This window comes from Streptomyces xanthophaeus (assembly GCF_000725805.1).
Classification (GTDB): Bacteria; Actinomycetota; Actinomycetes; order Streptomycetales; family Streptomycetaceae; genus Streptomyces; species Streptomyces xanthophaeus.
On record NZ_KL647135.1, the window covers coordinates 172,258 to 190,875 of the forward strand.

The following is an 18,618-nucleotide window of genomic DNA, read 5'->3' on the forward strand; positions in this document are numbered from 1 at the left end:
CCACCGGACCGTTACGTTTCCGCAGGAAAACGGAACACAGCATTCACACCCGGGGGAGGGACTCCGCCTCCAGGCCGCCCTCGATCGCGAGGATGCGGTGCAGGCGAGTGGCGACGAGCAGCCGCTGCATCTGCGGCGGCACTCCGCGCAGCACGAGCCGCCGCCCGCTCCGGCCGGCCCTGCGGTGCGCGCCCATGATCACGCCGAGTCCGGTGGCGTCCCAGGAGTCGAGCCCGGTGAGGTCGAGCACGAGGTCGCCGTGGCCGTCGTCGAGGGCGGTGTGCAGGACCGTACGGGCGTCCGCCGCGCTGCGCACGTCGAGGCGGCCCCCGACAGCGAGTTCGGCGTGGTCGCCCCTGATGTGCATGTGTACTCCCGGCGGTACTGCGTACGTATGGTCCGACTGGTCCCTGGTCGGCAACTCTCACTGCAACTGACTGCCCCGAGGGCGGCGAAGTTGCCGACCGTGAGCGAACCGATACCTAATTCACCCTGTGGGGTGAAGGCACTCGAACAACGGTGCTCAGCGTCCCGGACTCAGTGCTTGTAGAAGCCCTGGCCGCTCTTGCGGCCGAAGTCGCCCGCGTCCACCATCCGGCGCATCAGCTCCGGCGGCGCGAACTTCTCGTCCTGGCACTCCGTGTAGATGTTGCTGGTGGCGTGCAGCAGGATGTCCACGCCGGTGAGGTCGGCGGTGGCCAGCGGGCCCATCGCGTGCCCGAAGCCCAGCTTGCACGCGATGTCGATGTCCTCGGCCGAGGCGACGCCCGATTCGTACAGCTTGGCGGCCTCGACGACCAGCGCGGAGATCAGACGGGTCGTCACGAAACCGGCGACGTCGCGGTTGACGACGATGCAGGTCTTGCCGACGGACTCGGCGAAGGCGCGCGTGGTGGCGAGGGTCTCGTCGCTCGTCTTGTAGCCGCGCACGAGCTCGCACAGCTGCATCATCGGGACGGGCGAGAAGAAGTGCGCGCCGACGACCCGCTCCGGACGGTCCGTCACGGCCGCGATCTTGGTGATCGGGATGGCGGAGGTGTTGGAGGCGAGGATCGCGTCGTCCCGGACGAGCTTGTCGAGCGCACGGAAGATCTCGTGCTTGACCTCGAGCTTCTCGAAGACGGCCTCGACCACGATGTCGGCGTCGGCGACCGCGTCGAGGTCGGTGGAGGTGGTGATGCGGGCCAGCGCCGCCTCGGCGTCCTCGGCCGTCAGCTTGCCCTTGGAGACGAACTTGTCGTAGGAGGCCTTGATCCCGTCCGTACCGCGGGTCAGCGCGGCGTCGGTGACGTCACGCAGGACGACGTCCCAACCTGCCTGGGCGGAGACCTGAGCGATCCCAGAACCCATCAGTCCGGCACCGATGACGGCGAGCTTCCCAGCCACTGCACACCCCTCGTTCTCAAAAGAAAGACCCCGGCCTCGTGGCCTCTCCGGCGGAGACTAGCGCCCGGGCGGTGCGGTGTGACCCTGAAGTAACACGCGTCACGTCTCAGATGACGGACATCACACCGGTACGGCCCAGCAGCCCTGCGGGGCCCTCCAGTTCGCCCGGGCCGCCCGTCTACCCTGGCCGCATGGTGAACCTCACGCGCATCTACACCCGTACCGGCGACAAGGGCACGACCGCCCTCGGCGACATGAGCCGTACGGCCAAGACCGACCTGCGGATCTCCGCGTACGCCGACGCCAACGAGGCCAACGCGGCCATCGGGACGGCGCTCGCGCTCGGCGGGCTGGCTCCGGAGGTCGCGAAGGTCCTGGTCCGGGTGCAGAACGACCTGTTCGACGTGGGCGCCGACCTGTGCACCCCGGTGGTCGAGGACCCGCAGTACCCGCCGCTGCGCGTGGAGCAGTTCTACGTGGACAAGCTGGAGGCCGACTGCGACGCCTTCAACGAGCAGCTGGAGAAGCTGCGCAGCTTCATCCTCCCGGGCGGCACCCCGGGAGCGGCCCTGCTCCACCAGGCCTGCACGGTGGTCCGGCGCGCCGAACGCTCGACGTGGGCGGCGCTGGAGGTGCACGGCGAGGTGATGAACCCGCTCACGGCGACCTACCTCAACCGCCTCTCCGACCTCCTGTTCATCCTGGCCCGCGTGGCCAACAAGGAGGTCGGGGACGTGCTGTGGGTGCCGGGCGGCGAGCGCTAGCCGCTCCCCCCTCTCCGCTCCCCTCCTTACCGGTCGTTCTTCACCAGCGCGTCCGCGCCGGGCTCCGTTCCCGCCGGGGCCTTGCGCGGCCAGATCGTGTACGTCGCCGCGACGAGGGCCTGGATCCCGAGCACCCGCAGGGCCACGAACTGCCACGACTCCAGGGGGCCGGTGTCGGCGGCGTCGCCGACGTACCAGATCGCGGCCTGGAGCAGCCCGACCGCGACGGCGGCGCCCAGCAGGGTGCGGAGCCACAGCTTCCACTCGTGGAGCGCACGGGCCGTGCCGTAGCCCGCACCGGGGGGCTTCGGGCCCCCGGCGAAGCGGTGGGCCGCGTGCCGGTCCAGCCATTTCACCGTGTAGTGGCCGAAGGCGACGGTGTAGCCGATGTAGAGGGCGGCCAGGCCGTGCGTCCAGCCCGGCTCACCGCCGTTCTTCAGGTCCAGGGTGCTGACCACCAGCATGACCAGCTCCAGCAGCGGCTCGCACAAGAGCACCGCGGCTCCCAGCCGGGGCATCCGGGCGAGGTAGCGCAGGGCGAGCCCGCCGGCCAGCAGCACCCAGAAGCCGACCTCACAGGCGATGATCAGGGCGACGAGCACGGCGTTCTCCATTCCGCTCGGTTCCGGGGTTCTCTCCCAGACTCGCGCCCGCTGCGGCCCGTTTCGTCGTCGCCGGTGAGGAAAGACGGCTGCATCCTTCGATGTAGTGGGCCTCCGCCCCGGCGCCGAGGCCCTGGCCCGCGTCACCGTGTTGGATGGAACCGTGACCGTGACCGCCAAGAACCACCGGCCCCACCGCGACGACGTGCTCCTCGCCGTCGGGAGCGTGCTCGCGGGCCTGACGCTGTGGTCGCTCGGCGTCCACTCCAACAACACCCGTCACTTCCTGCCCGACTGGGCCGCCCTGGTCCCCCTCGTGGCGCTCGGCGCGATGGAACTCCTGCGCCGCACCGCACCGCAGGTCACCCTGGTTGTCGGCACGCTCGGGCTGATCGCGGACCAGTTCACGGTGGGCAACCTCGGTACCGTCCTGATCTTCACCGACCTGATGTACGCGGCCGTGGTCTACGGGCCGCCCCAGATGGCCCGGCGGCTCCCCGTCTCCACCGGCCTGATCACGGTGGCCGTCACCATCGCCTCGGTGGCCTGGCTGCGCACCCCCCAGGCCCTGCTGATCGGCGTGATCACCGGCATCGTCAGCTTCGGCCCGGCCCTGACCGGCGCCACCCTGCGCAACCATCGCGAGGCCGCGGTGGCCGCCCGGCTGCGCGCCGAGCAGACCGCGCTGCTGGCCGAGATGGACCGTACGCAGGCCGTCGTCGCCGAGCGCGCCCGGATGGCCCGGGAACTGCACGACATGGTGGCCAACCACCTGTCCGCCATCGCCATCCACTCCACGGCCGCGCTCTCCATCGACGAGGCCGCCACCAGCCGGGAGGCCCTCGGGGTGATCCGCGAGAACAGCGTGCAGGGTCTGGCCGAGATGCGCCGCCTGATCGGGCTGCTGCGGGCCGCCGGGGCCGGGCAGGAGCCCGTCGCGGTGCCCTCGCTGGACGGACTGGAGGCCCTGCTGGAGCAGGCCCGGACCACGGGCTCGGGCAGCGGGCTGGACTTCGTCCTGCACGACGGGCGGCCCCCCGGGGAGCGGGTGCCGGCTCCGGTGGAACTGGCGGCGTACCGGATCGTCCAGGAGTCGCTGACCAATGCCCTCAAGCACGCGGCCCCGGGCACGGTACGGGTGCGGGTGGCCCGCCCCGGCGGGGCGCTGACCGTGGCGGTGGACTCCCCCTACGGGGACCGCCCGGGCCCGCGCGCGCCCGGGTCGGGTGCGGGGCTGATCGGGATGCGGGAGCGCACGGAGCTGCTGGGCGGGGATTTCGCGGCGGGCCGGTCCGGCACGGTGTGGCAGGTGCGGGCGACGCTGCCCGCGGAGGAGAAGGCGGTGGAGGCATGACCATCAAGGTGGTGGTGGCGGAGGACCAGAGCGCGGTACGGGCCGGGCTGGTGCTGATCCTGCGCAGTGCGGGGGACATCGAGGTGGCGGGCGAGGCCGCGGACGGGGAGGAGGCGGTGCGCCTGGCCCGGGAGCTGCGGCCGGACCTGGTCCTCATGGACGTGCAGATGCCGCGGCTGGACGGGGTCTCCGCGACCCGCCAGGTGGTCTCCGAGGGGCTGGCCGACGTCCTGGTGCTGACCACCTTCGACCTCGACGAGTACGTCTTCGGGGCGCTGCGGGCGGGTGCCTCGGGCTTCCTGCTGAAGAACGCGGACGCGGCGGAGCTGATCGAGGCGGTGCGGACCGTGGCCCGCGGTGAGGGGCTGATCGCCCCGGCGGTGACCCGGCGGCTGATCGCCGAGTTCGCGGCGCCGCAGGTGCGCAGGCCCACTGCCCCGCCGGCGACGGCGGCCGCGGTGGACTCGCTGACGCGCCGGGAGCGGGAGGTGTTCGGGTGTCTGGGCGAGGGGCTGTCGAACGCGGAGATCGCCGTCCGCCTGGAGATGGCGGAGGCCACGGTGAAGACCCACGTCAGCAGGCTGCTGGGCAAGCTCGAACTGCGCAGCCGGGTCCAAGCGGCCGTACTGGCGCAGGAGTTGGGGATCTAGAGGATCGCTCGCGCCGCATCTCCCATGAGGTCTGGACCTCTTGACGCTTGGTCCAGACCTTTCTACGCTCACCCGCAACACTGTGGTGAGCGTGCCATGACAAAGCGTGCTCACGGGCGGCGCAGGTCCCACCCCCATGTCGAACGTCGGCCCCACGACCTCGACGGACCTACGGAGGAGCACCCTTGAGCACAGCATCCCCACCCCGCACCAGGCGTACCCGGTTCTTCACGCGGGTCGCGGCCGTCCTGGCCGCCCTCGCCGTCCCCGTGAGCGGACTCGTCGCGCTGGCCGGCCCCGCACAGGCCGCCACCTCCGCGACCGCCACGTACACCAAGGTCTCCGACTGGGGCTCCGGCTTCGAGGGCAAGTGGGTGGTGAAGAACACCGGCACCACCACCCTGACCAGCTGGACCGTGGAGTGGGACTACCCGGCGGGCACCGCCGTCACCTCGGCCTGGGACGCCACCGTCACCAGTTCGGGCACCCACTGGACCGCCAAGAACCTCAGCTGGAACGGCAGCCTCTCCCCCGGCTCCACCGCCAGCTTCGGCTTCAACGGCTCCGGCCCCGGCGCCCCCAGCGGCTGCAAGATCAACGGCGGCCCCTGCGACGGCAGCACCCAGCCCGGCGACAACCCGCCCTCGGCTCCCGGCGCCCCCACCGCGAGCAACGTGACCGAGACCTCGCTGAACCTGTCCTGGCAGGCCGCGACCGACGACAAGGGCGTCAAGAACTACGACGTCTACCGCGGCGGCACCAAGATCGCGACCGTCACCGGCACCAGCTACGCCGACTCCGGCCTGACCAAGGGCACGACGTACGGCTACACCGTCACCGCCCGCGACACCGCCGACCAGACCGGCCCCTCCTCCGGCGCCCTGTCGGTGACCACCCCCGGCGGCACGGTCCCGCCGGACCCGGGCGGCAAGGTCAAGCTCGGCTACTTCACCGAGTGGGGCGTCTACGGACGCAACTACCACGTGAAGAACCTGGTCACCTCCGGCTCCGCCGCGAAGATCACGCACATCAACTACGCCTTCGGCAACGTCCAGGGCGGCAAGTGCACCATCGGTGACGCCTACGCCGACTACGACAAGGCCTACACCGCCGACCAGAGCGTCGACGGCAAGGCCGACACCTGGGACCAGCCGCTGCGCGGCAACTTCAACCAGCTGCGCAAGCTGAAGGCCCAGTACCCGAACATCAAGGTCCTGTGGTCCTTCGGCGGCTGGACCTGGTCCGGCGGCTTCGGCCAGGCCGCGGCGAACCCCGCCGCCTTCGCCCAGTCCTGCTACGACCTGGTCGAGGACCCGCGCTGGGCCGACGTCTTCGACGGCATCGACCTCGACTGGGAGTACCCGAACGCCTGCGGTCTGTCCTGCGACACCAGCGGCGCCGCCTCCCTGAAGAACCTGATGCAGGCCACGCGGGCCAAGTTCGGCACGAACAACCTGGTCACCGCGGCCATCTCGGCCGACGGCTCCAACGGCGGCAAGCTCGACGCCGCCGACTACGCCGGCGCCGCGCAGTACGTCGACTTCTACAACGTCATGACCTACGACTTCTTCGGCGCCTGGGCGGCGCAGGGCCCGACGGCCCCGCACTCCCCGCTCACCGCGTACAGCGGCATCCCCCAGGACGGCTTCAACTCCGAGGCCGCGATCACCAAGCTCAAGGGCAAGGGCATCCCCGGCTCCAAGCTCAACCTCGGCATCGGCTTCTACGGCCGCGGCTGGACCGGAGTCACCCAGGCCGCCCCCGGAGGCACCGCCACCGGCCCCGCGCAGGGCACGTACGAGCAGGGCATCGAGGACTACAAGGTGCTCAAGGGCAGCTGCCCGGCCACCGGCACCATCGCCGGCACGGCCTACGCCAAGTGCGGCAGCAACTGGTGGAGCTACGACACCCCGGCCACCATCGCCGGGAAGATGACCTGGGCCAAGCAGCAGGGCCTCAAGGGAGCCTTCTTCTGGGAGTTCAGCGGGGACACCAGCAACGGTGAACTCGCCTCCGCGATCCACACCGGGCTGCAGTGATCCCCACGCACGGCCCCCGGTGACGGACGAAGCCGGGGAGACGGGTCCGCCCCCGTCTCCCCGGCTTCTTCTTCTTGACGCGCCACTCGCACGGCTCGGCCCCTGGGGGCCTCCCCGGCTTCGCGCCGCTGCGCCGGACTCCGTCCGGCGGGGGCGATCCGTCCCCGTCCGCCCTCAGGCCACGTTGACCCTCTGGCCCGGAGGCGCCGCCTCCAGCCAGGCCAGGAAACCGGTCAGCGCGTCCTCGCTCATCGCCAGCTCCAGGCGCGTCCCCTTGTGGAGACAGCCGAGCACGATGGCGTCCGAGAGCAGGGCCAGCTCCTCCTCGCCCTCGGGGGCGCGGCGGGAGACCACCTCGATGGAGGAACGCTCCAGCAGCCGGCGCGGACGAGGGGAGTAACTGAATACGCGGAACCATTCGATCCGGTCACCGCTGTAGCGCGCGACCCCGTACACCCAGCCCTTGCCGGAGACGTCGGGCTTCTCCGACACCCCCCAGCGCAGACTGCAGTCGAAGGTGCCGCCGGAACGCTGGATGAGCCTCCGGCGCAGTCCGAAGACAAACAGCCCGATCACCACCAGGGCTACGACCAGGCCGCTCACAAGCAGAGCGAGGAGCATCTTCACCGACCTCCTCGCTCATCGAATACCGCATGCGAACTGGGGCCCCTCCCGGACGGAGTCCGGGGGAGGACCTGCATCGCCTCAGCCGCGACCCGGTCTGGAAAACTCCAGAACGGACCGCGGCTGAGGTCTGCTGTGTCCCGGAGGTCGCCCCCCGGGACTCAGCGGTTCAAACTCCGACGGGCGTTCAGCCCGTTACGGCGCGCAGCCGGACATCCGCGCGACGCTCGGCGGCCGCATCGGCCTCCGACTTCGCGCGCTCCAGTGCCCGCTCCGCCCGCTGGACGTCGATCTCGTCCGCGAGCTCGGCGATCTCGGCCAGCAGGGACAGCTTGTTGTCCGCGAACGAGATGAATCCGCCGTGTACCGCGGCGACGACGGTGTCGCCCCCACTGGTACGGATGGTCACCGGGCCCGATTCCAGCACACCGAGAAGCGGCTGGTGACCGGGCATGACGCCGATGTCGCCGGACGTGGTGCGGGCGACAACAAGGGTGGCCTCGCCGGACCAGACATTGCGGTCCGCCGCGACCAGCTCGACGTGCAGCTCAGCAGCCAAGGTGGCTCCTCGGGTCACCACCCGGCGGGTCAGCCGGGTGTTGGGTCAAATTCTAATGGGCGTGGGGAGAGGGACGGGACACACCCGCCCCTCTCCGTGAATCCTTCGAACCGGATGCGCCCCTCGCGGAGCGCGCCGGATCAGGAGACGCCCAGCTCCTTGGCGTTCGCCTTCAGGTCCTCGATACCACCGCACAGGAAGAACGCCTGCTCGGGGAAGTGGTCGTAGTCACCGTCGCAGATGGCGTTGAACGCGGTGATCGACTCCTCGAGCGGAACGTCCGAACCGTCCACGCCGGTGAACTGCTTCGCCACGTGGGTGTTCTGCGACAGGAAGCGCTCGACACGACGGGCACGGTGGACAACGAGCTTGTCCTCCTCGCCCAGCTCGTCGATACCGAGGATCGCGATGATGTCCTGGAGGTCCTTGTACTTCTGGAGGATCCCCTTGACGCGCATCGCCGTGGCGTAGTGGTCCGCCGCGATGTACCGCGGGTCGAGGATGCGGGACGTCGAGTCCAGCGGGTCCACGGCCGGGTAGATGCCCTTCTCGGAGATCGGACGGGAAAGAACCGTCGTCGCGTCGAGGTGGGCGAAGGTGGTCGCCGGCGCCGGGTCGGTCAGGTCGTCCGCGGGGACGTAGATCGCCTGCATCGAGGTGATCGAGTGACCACGGGTCGAGGTGATGCGCTCCTGGAGGAGACCCATCTCGTCGGCCAGGTTCGGCTGGTAACCCACCGCGGAGGGCATACGGCCGAGCAGGGTCGACACCTCGGAACCCGCCTGGGTGTACCGGAAGATGTTGTCGATGAAGAACAGCACGTCCTGCTTCTGCACATCGCGGAAGTACTCCGCCATGGTCAGACCGGCAAGCGCGACGCGAAGACGCGTGCCCGGCGGCTCGTCCATCTGGCCGAAGACGAGCGCCGTCTTGTCGATGACGCCCGAGTCGGCCATTTCCTCGATGAGGTCGTTGCCCTCACGGGTACGCTCACCGACGCCCGCGAAGACCGACACACCGTCGTGGTTGTTGGCGACGCGGTAGATCATTTCCTGGATCAGAACGGTCTTGCCGACACCGGCACCACCGAACAGACCGATCTTTCCACCCTTGACGTACGGGGTGAGAAGGTCGATGACCTTGACGCCGGTCTCGAACATCTCGGTCTTCGACTCGAGCTCGTCGAAGCGAGGGGCCTTGCGGTGGATCGGCCAGCGCTCGGTGACGTTGGCGTTCTCCTCCGGGTAGTTCAGCACCTCACCGAGGGTGTTGAACACCTTGCCCTTGGTGAAGTCACCGACGGGGACGGTGATGCCCTCGCCCGTGTCGGTCACCGGGGCCTGGCGGACCAGACCGTCGGTCGGCTGCATCGAGATGGTACGGACGATGCCGTCACCCAGGTGCTGCGCGACCTCAAGGGTCAGGGTCTTCAGTGCGCCGTCCTGGGCCGGGTCGGCGACCTGGACCTTGAGGGCGTTGTAGATCTCGGGCATGGCGTCGACGGGGAACTCCACGTCGACGACCGGGCCGATGACCCGGGCGACGCGGCCCGTGGCGGCGGCCGTCTCAACAGTGGTCGTCATTACTTGTCACTCCCCGCGGTCGCGTCAGCCATGGCGCTCGCGCCACCGACGATCTCGCTGATTTCCTGGGTGATTTCGGCCTGGCGGGCCGCGTTGGCAAGCCGGGAGAGGCTCTTGATGAGATCCCCGGCGTTGTCGGTCGCCGACTTCATCGCGCGGCGGCGGGCGGCGTGCTCGGAAGCAGCCGACTGCAGCAGTGCGTTGTAGATACGGCTCTCGACGTAGCGCGGCAGCAGGGCGTCGAGGACGTCCTCCGCCGACGGCTCGAAGTCGAACAGCGGAAGGATCTCGCCCTTCGTACCGCTCTCCTCCACAGCCTGGTCGAGGCTGAGCGGCAGCATCCGTCCGTCCACCGGGTTCTGCGTCATCATCGACACGAATTCCGTGAAGACGATGTGCAGCTCGTCGACGCCGCCCTCGGCCGTGTCCAGCTGGATGGCCTCGATCAGCGGTCCGGCGACGCGCTTAGCGTCGGCGTAGGCCGGGCTGTCGGTGAAGCCGGTCCACGACCCCGCGACCTTGCGCTCGCGGAAGCCGTAGTAGGCCAGACCCTTGCGGCCGACGATGTAGGTGTCGACGTCCTTGCCCTCAGCGCGCAGCCGCTCGGTGAGCCGCTCCGCCTGCTTGATGGCGTTCGAGGAGTAGCCGCCGGCCAGACCGCGGTCGCTCGTGATGAGCAGGACCGCGGCGCGGGTCGGCGCCTCGACCTCGGTGGTCAGGGCGTGCTTGGTGTTCGAGCCGGTCGCCACCGCGGTCACCGCACGGGTGAGCTCGGTCGCGTACGGCATCGATGCCGCCACCTTGCGCTGCGCCTTGACGATGCGCGAGGCGGCGATCATCTCCATCGCCTTGGTGATCTTCTTGGTCGCCGTGATGGCACGGATGCGACGCTTGTAGACCCGGAGCTGCGCTCCCATGAGTCAGGTCCCTTCCGTCGTCACTTGGAGACGTTGACGGCCGGTGCGTCCTCGCCCAGGAGCTTGCCGTCCGAGGTCTCGAACTGGCGCTTGAAGGCAGCGATGGCGTCCGCGACCGACGACAGGGTGTCGTCCGACATCTTGCCGCCGTCGGCGATGGAGGTGAGGAGGTCCTTGCGCTCGCGGCGCAGGTGCTCCAGCAGCTCCGACTCGAAGCGACGGATGTCGTTGACCGGGACGTCGTCCATCTTGCCGGTGGTGCCGGCCCAGACGGAGACGACCTGCTCCTCGACGGGCATCGGCTGGTACTGGCCCTGCTTGAGCAGCTCGACCAGACGCTTGCCGCGCTCCAGCGAAGCCTTCGAAGCGGCGTCCAGGTCGGAACCGAAGGCGGCGAACGCCTCCAGCTCACGGTACTGGGCGAGGTCCAGGCGCAGACGGCCGGAAACCTGCTTCATGGCCTTGTGCTGGGCGGAGCCACCGACGCGGGAGACCGAGATACCGACGTTCAGCGCCGGGCGCTGGCCCGCGTTGAACAGGTCGGACTCCAGGAAGCACTGGCCGTCGGTGATGGAGATGACGTTGGTCGGGATGAACGCCGACACGTCGTTCGCCTTGGTCTCGACGATCGGCAGACCGGTCATCGAACCGGCACCCATGTCGTCGGACAGCTTCGCGCAGCGCTCGAGCAGACGCGAGTGCAGGTAGAAGACGTCACCCGGGTAGGCCTCACGGCCCGGCGGGCGGCGCAGCAGCAGCGACACGGCGCGGTAGGCGTCGGCCTGCTTCGACAGGTCGTCGAAGATGATCAGGACGTGCTTGCCGGCGTACATCCAGTGCTGGCCGATGGCGGAACCGGTGTACGGCGCCAGGTACTTGAAGCCGGCCGGGTCGGACGCCGGGGCGGCGACGATCGTCGTGTACTCGAGCGCACCGGCGTCTTCCAGGGCGCCACGAACGGACGCGATGGTCGAGCCCTTCTGGCCGATGGCGACGTAGATGCAGCGAACCTGCTTGTTCACGTCGCCGGAGCGCCAGTTGTCGCGCTGGTTGATGATCGTGTCGACGGCCAGCGCGGTCTTACCCGTCTGACGGTCACCGATGATCAGCTGACGCTGGCCACGGCCGACGGGGACCATCGCGTCGATGGCCTTGTAGCCGGTCTGCATGGGCTCGTGGACCGACTTGCGGACCATGACGCCCGGGGCCTGCAGCTCGAGGGCGCGGCGGCCCTCGGTCGCGATCTCGCCGAGACCGTCGATCGGGTTGCCGAGCGGGTCGACAACGCGGCCGAGGTAGCCCTCGCCGACGCCGACGGAGAGAACCTCACCGGTGCGCTGCACCGGCTGGCCCTCCTCGATACCGCTGAACTCGCCGAGGACGACCGCACCGATCTCGCGCTCCTCGAGGTTGAGGGCGAGACCGAGGGTGCCGTCCTCGAACTTCAGCAGCTCGTTCGCCATGGCGGAGGGCAGGCCCTCCACCTTCGCGATGCCGTCGCCGGCAACGCTGACCGTTCCGACCTCCTCGCGCGAGGCCGCGTCCGGCTGGTACGACTGGACAAAGTTCTCCAGTGCGTCCCGGATCTCCTCCGGCCGGATCGTGAGCTCCGCCATCTGGGTTCCCTGCTCTCCTTGTTGGGCCTGAAGCTTCTTAGGGGTCTGGGGGCGACCCCCAGGAATCTTCTGCAAGTTCTGCACGGCCCAACCGGGCCGCTAGGAATGCGTTGTTCTATTGGTGGCTGGTCAGCCGGCCATGCGGCGGGACGCCTCGGCGAGGCGGTCCGCGATGGTGCCGTCGATGACCTCGTCGCCGACTCGCACCGAGATCCCGCCGAGGACCTCGGGGTCCACGTCGAGGTTCAGGTGCATCTGGCGGCCGTACAGCTTGGCCAGCACCGCGCCGAGACGCTGCTTCTGCACGTCGCTGAGCGGAACCGCGCTGGTCACGGTGGCGACCATGCGGTTGCGGCGCTCGGCGGCGAGCACGGAAAGGGACTCGAGTCCCGCTTCCAGGCTACGTCCACGCGGGTGCGTGACAAGTCGCGTGACGAGACGCTCGGTGACGGCGTTCGCCTTGCCGCCGAGCAGGCTGCGCAGCAGCTCGCTCTTGGCGGAGGCGGTGGCCGCGCGGTCGGTCAGCGCGGAGCGCAGCTCGGTGTTCGAGCCGACGATCCGGCCGAACCGGAAGAGCTCGTCCTCGACGTCGTCGAGGGCCCCGCCGTTCTGTGCCGCGGTGAGGTCGGCGGTGGCCGCCAGAGCCTCGAGCGAGTCCACCAGGTCGCGGGACTGCGACCAGCGGGACCGGACCATGCCGGACACCAGGTCGAGGGTTTCCCCGCCGACCTGGCCGCCCAGCAGCCGACCGGCCAGCTCGGCCTTGGCCTCACCGGGCTGCGCCGGGTCCGTGATGACCCGACGCAGCGAGACCTCACGGTCGAGCAGCGCAGTGACGGCAGCCAGCTCACCGGCGAGCTTCGCCGCGTCGACGGACGTGTTGTCCGTCAGCGCGTCGAGGCGCTCGCGCGCGGAGGCCAGTGCCTCGCGGCTCGCTCCGTTCATCGGGCGGCCTCGGCCTTCTCCTCGAGCTCGCTGAGGAAGCGGTCGATCGTGCGGCTCTGCCGGGCGGCGTCCTCAAGGGACTCGCCGACGAGCTTTCCGGCCAGGTCGGTGGCGAGCTTGCCCACGTCCTGACGCAGCGCCTGAGAGGCGGCCTTGCGGTCGGCCTCGATCTGGGCGTGGCCGGCAGCGATGATCTCCTCACGCTGCCGCTGGCCCTCTGCGCGCAGTTCTTCCTTGAGCGCAGTGCCCTGCTCCAGCGCTTCCTGGCGCAGGCGCGCGGCCTCGTGCCGGGCTTCGGCGAGCTGGGCCTTGTACTGCTCCAGGACGCTCTGGGCCTCGGTCTGTGCGGCTTCTGCCTTTTCGATACCGCCCTCGATCGCCGCGTGGCGCTCTTCCAGAACCTTGTTGATGTTCGGGAGGAGCTTCTTCGCGAGGAAACCGAAGACGATGACGAAGGCGATCAGACCGATGACGAGCTCGGGGATCGGCGGGACGAGGGGGTTTTGAGGCTCCTCGGCCGCGAGAACCAGGAGGTTCACATCAGTGCCTTTCGTCGATTCGGACTAGTCGTGGAGTTCGTCTTAGTAGACGAACGGCATGACCAGACCGATGAGGGCGAGCGCCTCACAGAAGGCGAAGCCGAGGATCTGGTTGGCGCGGATCAGACCGGCAGCCTCGGGCTGACGGGCGAGAGCCTGCGTGCCGTTACCGAAGATGATGCCGACGCCGACGCCCGGGCCGATCGCCGCGAGACCGTAACCGACGGAGCTGAGGGAACCTTCGACGGCAGCAAGGGTCTGGGACATGCCAGTTCTTCCTTCTCTTTCATGGACCGGTGGGGGTTGGCCACCGGACGATTCGGGGGGTTGCGGAGCGTTCTCGCTCAGTGGTGCTCGGCGAGCGCGCCCTGCAGGAAGCTGCAGGCCAGGAGCACGAAGACGTACGCCTGAACAGCCTGGATGAAGAGCTCGAACGCGGTCATCACGATGACCATGACGAACGAGACGCCGGCATACGCGATGCCGATCCCGTTCAGCAGGTACCAGCTGGCGATGGTGAACAGCAGCAGCAGGGTGTGTCCGGCGAACATGTTCGCGAACAGTCGGACCGCGTGGGTGAACGGGCGGACGATGACGTTCGAGAAGAACTCGATCACCATGACCATCGGCAGGATCGCGCCGAGGGACTTGTCGTAACCCGTCAGGTTCTTGAAGCCGCCGACGAGGCCGTGGCGCTTGAAGGTAACCGACATCCACATGACGTAGACGACCGCGGCGAGGCCGGCCGGGTACGCGATGACCGCGGTCACCGGGAACTGGGCGAGCGGCACGATCGACCACAGGTTCATGATCCAGACGAAGAAGAACAACGCCACCATGAACGGGACGTACTTCTCGCCTTCCTTCTTACCGAGCGTCTCGTAGACGATGCCGCGTCGGACGAAGTCGTAACCCGCCTCGGCGACCATCTGCAGCTTGCCCGGGACGACCTTCGGCTTCCGGAACGCAGCCCAGAAGAAGCCGACGATGATGACCGAGCCGAGGAGGGCCAGGAGCATCGTCTTGTTGAAGTACAGGCTGCTGTCCGCGTCACCGAAGATCGGCTCGAACAGGAACGAGTACAGGGTCGGGCCCGGGAAGCCGCAGCCAGTGCCGTCTTCGAAATGACAGTTGATATCGAAGGCGAGCGTCATGTCAGCAGCACTCACCGCAGGCTCCTTCAGCGTGGCGCATAGGTACGGCAACCTCGTTGTGTCGGCGCGGCGTGCAGCCGCGGTTCGGCACTGGACTGGTGTTACGGATGGTGTGGCGGCAGTCAGGCATCGAGCCTCGCGATGGAACAGGCGTCAGCTCAGATGCCCGCGCCCGCAGTGCCGCAGTTGGCACCGGACGATAGCAGGGTCCCGATCGCGTACTTATGCCGCCCCTACCCTTCACGACTTCGACCCCGGATTTTCGGGCTTGCTGCCCGTCACCGAGTCCGGTTCGACGTAGAGGATCTTGGCCTTCATGTGAGCACGCGTCTGTGCGCCGATCCACACCAGGGTGGTGGCGACGAGCGTGATCGCGAAGGCCTTGGGGTGGAACAGCGTGGTGTTCTTGAACGCGGCGAGAAAGACGAAGAGCAGCAGAATCTGGGCCGCGTAGAGCATGAGCCCCATGGCCTGGAAGAGATGCGGAAGCGATTTCGCGGTGCGCTGGAGAACGACGAATCCGATGCCCATGAACAGCATCACCACCAGCGTCGCGACGACGGCTCCGACAGCACCCTTGCCTCCGACGGCCAACGCGCTGATCACGGCGGCGAGAGCGCCGGCGATCGCCGTGGGCACGGCAGCTTGCATGAGGAATCGGACGTCATCTGACCGCATGGCGGTTTGCTCCGCGTGGATGGTGGGGGCAAGGGACTCGTACGGGACGAGCGTAAGCCCGGTCCGAGTGAGAGCCTCGGGCCGATGGACCGTCGCACTACGGTCCTTCGGCTCTGTCGCCGGGTTTAGTGAACGGTATCACAAACTATTTGATGAGAGCTTTACCTGCCTGGTGTGCTGACTGTCACACATGAGAGTGACCATGCGCGTGTGTGCAGGACAGCGTGCCGACTTGTCTGGTAAAGGGACTTCATGTCGGACATGCGTCCCGCACGTCAGCGGGTGGATCCGGCCTTACGCCGGTCGGGGAGGCGCGAACGGGGGCCCACGGCGGTCGCCCCGTTGACGCCCGAGACTCCGGCCACGATCGGCCGGACCGGTTCCGGCTCGGCGCCCTGTGCGTCCCGCACGGCCGCCTCGGCCGCCGCCTCCGCCGCCCGCTCCGCGTGCCGGTAGCGCGGCGGGACCAGACCCTCGGCCCAGCGCGGTGCGCGCGGGGTGAAGCGCGGCAGGAGCAGCAGGACGAGGCCCAGCGCGCTGAGCGCGGCGATGGCCAGCACGATCCACATCGAGGCGGAGTGCACGGAATAGGCCACCGCACCGAAGGCGATCAGGCCCGACCAGAAGTACATGATCAGGACCGCACGGCTGTGGGAGTGCCCGAGCTCCAGCAGTCGGTGGTGCAGGTGCCCGCGGTCGGCGGCGAAGGGCGACTGGCCCTTCCAGGTGCGCCGCACGATGGCCAGGACCAGGTCCGCCATCGGGATCGCGATGATCGTCAGGGGCAGCAGCAGCGGGATGAAGACCGGCAGCATCGCGTGCGTCGCGTTGCGCTCACCGCCCGCGAAGAGGGCCATCGCGTCGGGGTCCACCTGCCCTGTGATGGAGATGGCGGAGGCGGCCAGCACCAGACCGATCAGCATCGAGCCGGAGTCGCCCATGAAGATGCGCGCCGGATGCATGTTGTGCGGCAGGAAGCCCAGGCACATGCCCATCAGGATCGCGGCGAAGAGGGTCGCAGGTGCGGCCTGCTCGATGCCGTACCCGAACCACAGGCGGTAGGCGTACAGGAAGAACGCCGCGGATGCGATGCACACCATGCCGGCGGCGAGGCCGTCGAGCCCGTCCACGAAGTTCACCGCGTTGATGGTGACCACCACGAGGGCCACGGTGAGCAGGTTGCCCTGCCACTGGGTGAGCGAGACCGTGCCGATGCCCGGTACCGGGATCCACAGGATGGTCAGGCCCTGGATGACCATCACGCCCGCGGCGATCATCTGCGCGCCGAGCTTGATCAGGGCGTCGATCTCGAACTTGTCGTCGAGGACGCCGATCAGCCAGATCAGGGCGGCGCCGGAGAGCAGCGCCCTGGGTTCGTTCGACAGCTCGAAGACGCCGTTGAGGTTGCGCAGGTGGTCGGCGACCAGCAGGCCGGCGCACAGGCCTCCGAACATCGCGATGCCGCCCAGGCGGGGCGTGGGCTCGCGGTGGACGTCGCGGGCACGGATCTCCGGCATCGCCCCGGCCGCGATCGCGAACTTCCGCACGGGCCCGGTGAGCAGGTAGGTCACCGCGACCGTGACGCAAAGCGTCAGCAGATATTCACGCACGGGCTGCCCCAGATGTATCGCCGGCCATCTCAGCCCCACACATTAGCTGCGATGGCTCCTCTTCCCAGGACGCCGGGTGACCGTATCCCGGTTCCACAAAGACCTGTCTGTCCCGGTTACGCCCCGTACGGGGGAAATCCGAACGTCAGCTGCTTGACCTCCGCACGGGTTTCCGCGGCTTCCCCGCGCACCGCTGCGGCAAACAGTGCGGCGATGGTGCGCATCTCGGCCTCCCCCATGCCCTGGGTGGTCACGGCAGCCGTTCCGAGGCGGACCCCGCGCTGGTCCCCGTACGGCAGCGCGCAGGTGTCGAGCACGATCCCGGCGGCGGCGAGGCGGCCGCGCGCGGTCGGGCCGTCGACGCCCAGCGGCGCGGGGTCGGCGGAGATCAGGTGCGTGTCCGTGCCGCCGGTGGTGACGGTCAGGCCGTGGTCCGCCAGCGCCTGCGCCAGCACCCGGGCATTGGCGACGACCCGGTGGGCGTAGTGCGTGAACGCGGGCCCGGCGGCCTCGCCGAAGGCCACGGCCTTGGCGGCGATGGTGTGCATCTGCGCGCCGCCCTGGGTGAAGGGGAACACCGCCCGGTCGATCCGCTCCGCGTACTCGGCGCCGCACAGGATCATCCCGCCGCGCGGGCCGCGCAGCACCTTGTGCGTGGTCGCGCAGACGATGTCGGCGTACGGCACGGGGCTGGGGGCGGCCCCGCCGGCGACCAGGCCGATCGGATGGGCGGCGTCGGCGATCAGGTAGGCGCCGGCCTCGTCGGCGATCTCCCGGAACGCCGAGTACTCCGGGTGGCGCGGGTAGGAGATCGAGCCGCAGACGATGGCCTTGGGGCGGTGCGTCCGCGCGAGCTGCTGCACCTGCTCGTAGTCGATCAGGCCGGTCTCGGCGTCCACGCCGTAACCGACGAAGTCGAACCACCGCCCCGAGAAGTTCGCCGGGGACCCGTGGGTGAGGTGTCCCCCGTACGGAAGTCCCATCGCCAGCACCGTGTCCCCGGGCCGCAGCAGCGCGGCGTACGCGGCCAGGACGGCGGAGGACCCGGAATGCGCCTGCACGTTGGCGTGCTCCGCCCCGAACAGTGCCTTGGCCCGCTCCACCGCGAGCTGCTCGGCCAGGTCGGCGTACTCGCACCCGCCGTGGTGCCGGGCACCCGGATAGCCCTCGGCGTACTTGTTGGCGAGGGGCGAGGCGAGGGCGGCGAGCACGGCGGACGAGGTGAAGTTCTCGGCTGCGCTCAGCTGCAGGGTGCCGGCCTGGCGCTGCCGTTCCCCTTCGAGGATGTCGGCGAGCTGCGGATCCTGGCGCCGCAGGAGATCCGCCGGCTGCTCGGTGATGACAGTCATGGCATGACTCCCCGCGCGGTGGGTGTACCGGGTAGCCCCACCATATTCCCGCCACCCCGCTCCCGCCGCCCGGGACGCGGCCGCGCTCAGCGGGAGGCGGTGACGCCCGTCAGGGCCGTGACCACGGGGTCCAGCGCCTGGTTGAGCCGCTCCTTCCGTGCAGTCCTCGCACCGCTCGGCCCGCGGGGCCTCCCGGGCTTCGGACCGCTGCGCCGGCCTCCGGCCGGGCGGCCGCGCTCAGCGGGAGGC

19 protein-coding genes are annotated in these 18,618 nt (G+C 69.3%); 4 read left to right on the forward strand and 15 right to left on the reverse strand.

The features are described 5' to 3' along the window. Positions 1–43: 43 nt before the first annotated feature. Both IO30_RS0136750 and IO30_RS0136755 read right to left on the reverse strand, forming a co-directional pair. A complete protein-coding gene (locus IO30_RS0136750) occupies positions 44–367 on the reverse strand; it encodes an STAS domain-containing protein (RefSeq protein ID WP_031150506.1) in 324 nt (107 codons plus the stop codon). A gap of 170 nt (positions 368–537) precedes the next feature. Next, on the reverse strand, positions 538–1,386 hold the full coding sequence (locus tag IO30_RS0136755; protein WP_031150508.1) for a 3-hydroxyacyl-CoA dehydrogenase family protein: 849 nt from the start codon (positions 1,384–1,386) through the stop codon (positions 538–540). 191 nt (positions 1,387–1,577) lie between these two features. On the opposite strand from IO30_RS0136755, the gene IO30_RS0136760 reads away from it, so the two are divergent. Beyond that, the gene (locus tag IO30_RS0136760; RefSeq protein ID WP_031150510.1) at positions 1,578–2,150 is read left to right on the forward strand and encodes a cob(I)yrinic acid a,c-diamide adenosyltransferase; all 573 of its coding nucleotides are present in this window, start codon (positions 1,578–1,580) and stop codon (positions 2,148–2,150) included. Positions 2,151–2,176: 26 nt separating this feature from the next. Here the strand turns inward: IO30_RS0136760 and IO30_RS0136765 are convergent, their stop codons facing one another. Next, positions 2,177–2,752: a hypothetical protein gene (locus IO30_RS0136765; RefSeq protein WP_051859121.1), complete on the reverse strand. Its 576-nt coding sequence runs from the start codon at positions 2,750–2,752 to the stop codon at positions 2,177–2,179. A 163-nt stretch (positions 2,753–2,915) separates the two neighbouring features. Here IO30_RS0136765 and IO30_RS0136770 point away from each other — a divergent pair, with 163 nt between their 5' ends. The 3 genes from IO30_RS0136770 to IO30_RS0136780 all read left to right on the forward strand — a co-directional run bounded on the left by IO30_RS0136770 (position 2,916) and on the right by IO30_RS0136780 (position 6,795). Then, entirely contained in the window at positions 2,916–4,106 is a 1,191-nt protein-coding gene (locus IO30_RS0136770; RefSeq protein WP_373316527.1) for a sensor histidine kinase, read from the forward strand. Then, entirely contained in the window at positions 4,103–4,756 is a 654-nt protein-coding gene (locus IO30_RS0136775; RefSeq protein ID WP_031150515.1) for a response regulator, read from the forward strand. The genes IO30_RS0136770 and IO30_RS0136775 overlap by 4 nt, the downstream gene beginning before the upstream one ends. 185 nt (positions 4,757–4,941) lie before the next feature. Further along, positions 4,942–6,795, forward strand: a complete 1,854-nt coding sequence (locus IO30_RS0136780) for a glycoside hydrolase family 18 chitinase (protein WP_031150517.1) — start codon at positions 4,942–4,944, stop codon at positions 6,793–6,795. A gap of 174 nt (positions 6,796–6,969) precedes the next feature. Here the strand turns inward: IO30_RS0136780 and IO30_RS0136785 are convergent, their stop codons facing one another. The 12 genes from IO30_RS0136785 to IO30_RS0136840 all read right to left on the reverse strand — a co-directional run bounded on the left by IO30_RS0136785 (position 6,970) and on the right by IO30_RS0136840 (position 18,369). Further along, a complete protein-coding gene (locus tag IO30_RS0136785; RefSeq protein WP_031150519.1) occupies positions 6,970–7,416 on the reverse strand; it encodes a DUF2550 domain-containing protein in 447 nt (148 codons plus the stop codon). Between the two features lie 190 nt (positions 7,417–7,606). Continuing rightward, on the reverse strand, positions 7,607–7,978 hold the full coding sequence (locus IO30_RS0136790; RefSeq protein WP_031150521.1) for a F0F1 ATP synthase subunit epsilon: 372 nt from the start codon (positions 7,976–7,978) through the stop codon (positions 7,607–7,609). Between the two features lie 140 nt (positions 7,979–8,118). Then, positions 8,119–9,561: a F0F1 ATP synthase subunit beta gene (gene atpD / locus IO30_RS0136795; RefSeq protein ID WP_031150522.1), complete on the reverse strand. Its 1,443-nt coding sequence runs from the start codon at positions 9,559–9,561 to the stop codon at positions 8,119–8,121. Further along, positions 9,561–10,478 (reverse strand): F0F1 ATP synthase subunit gamma, encoded by a 918-nt coding sequence (locus IO30_RS0136800; protein WP_031150524.1) that lies wholly within the window; start codon positions 10,476–10,478, stop codon positions 9,561–9,563. Before IO30_RS0136800 ends, atpD begins: the two co-directional genes overlap by 1 nt. Positions 10,479–10,498: 20 nt before the next feature. Continuing rightward, positions 10,499–12,094, reverse strand: coding sequence for a F0F1 ATP synthase subunit alpha (gene atpA / locus IO30_RS0136805; protein ID WP_031150526.1), 1,596 nt, complete (start codon positions 12,092–12,094; stop codon positions 10,499–10,501). Between the two features lie 129 nt (positions 12,095–12,223). Next, positions 12,224–13,039 (reverse strand): F0F1 ATP synthase subunit delta, encoded by an 816-nt coding sequence (locus IO30_RS0136810; RefSeq protein ID WP_031150528.1) that lies wholly within the window; start codon positions 13,037–13,039, stop codon positions 12,224–12,226. Next, on the reverse strand, positions 13,036–13,578 hold the full coding sequence (locus tag IO30_RS0136815; protein ID WP_031150530.1) for a F0F1 ATP synthase subunit B: 543 nt from the start codon (positions 13,576–13,578) through the stop codon (positions 13,036–13,038). The genes IO30_RS0136810 and IO30_RS0136815 overlap by 4 nt, the downstream gene beginning before the upstream one ends. A 42-nt stretch (positions 13,579–13,620) precedes the next feature. Continuing rightward, positions 13,621–13,845 (reverse strand): ATP synthase F0 subunit C, encoded by a 225-nt coding sequence (gene atpE / locus IO30_RS0136820; protein WP_030545783.1) that lies wholly within the window; start codon positions 13,843–13,845, stop codon positions 13,621–13,623. 77 nt (positions 13,846–13,922) lie between these two features. Further along, complete coding sequence (gene atpB / locus IO30_RS0136825) at positions 13,923–14,732, reverse strand: F0F1 ATP synthase subunit A (protein WP_031150534.1); 810 nt, start codon at positions 14,730–14,732, stop codon at positions 13,923–13,925. Positions 14,733–14,972: 240 nt separating this feature from the next. Beyond that, positions 14,973–15,410, reverse strand: a complete 438-nt coding sequence (locus IO30_RS0136830; RefSeq protein WP_031150536.1) for a Cg1360 family ATP-synthase-associated protein — start codon at positions 15,408–15,410, stop codon at positions 14,973–14,975. A gap of 275 nt (positions 15,411–15,685) precedes the next feature. Further along, positions 15,686–17,020: an MraY family glycosyltransferase gene (locus IO30_RS0136835; RefSeq protein ID WP_031150538.1), complete on the reverse strand. Its 1,335-nt coding sequence runs from the start codon at positions 17,018–17,020 to the stop codon at positions 15,686–15,688. Positions 17,021–17,136: 116 nt separating this feature from the next. Next, complete coding sequence (locus tag IO30_RS0136840) at positions 17,137–18,369, reverse strand: serine hydroxymethyltransferase (RefSeq protein WP_031150540.1); 1,233 nt, start codon at positions 18,367–18,369, stop codon at positions 17,137–17,139. Positions 18,370–18,618 lie beyond the last annotated feature (249 nt).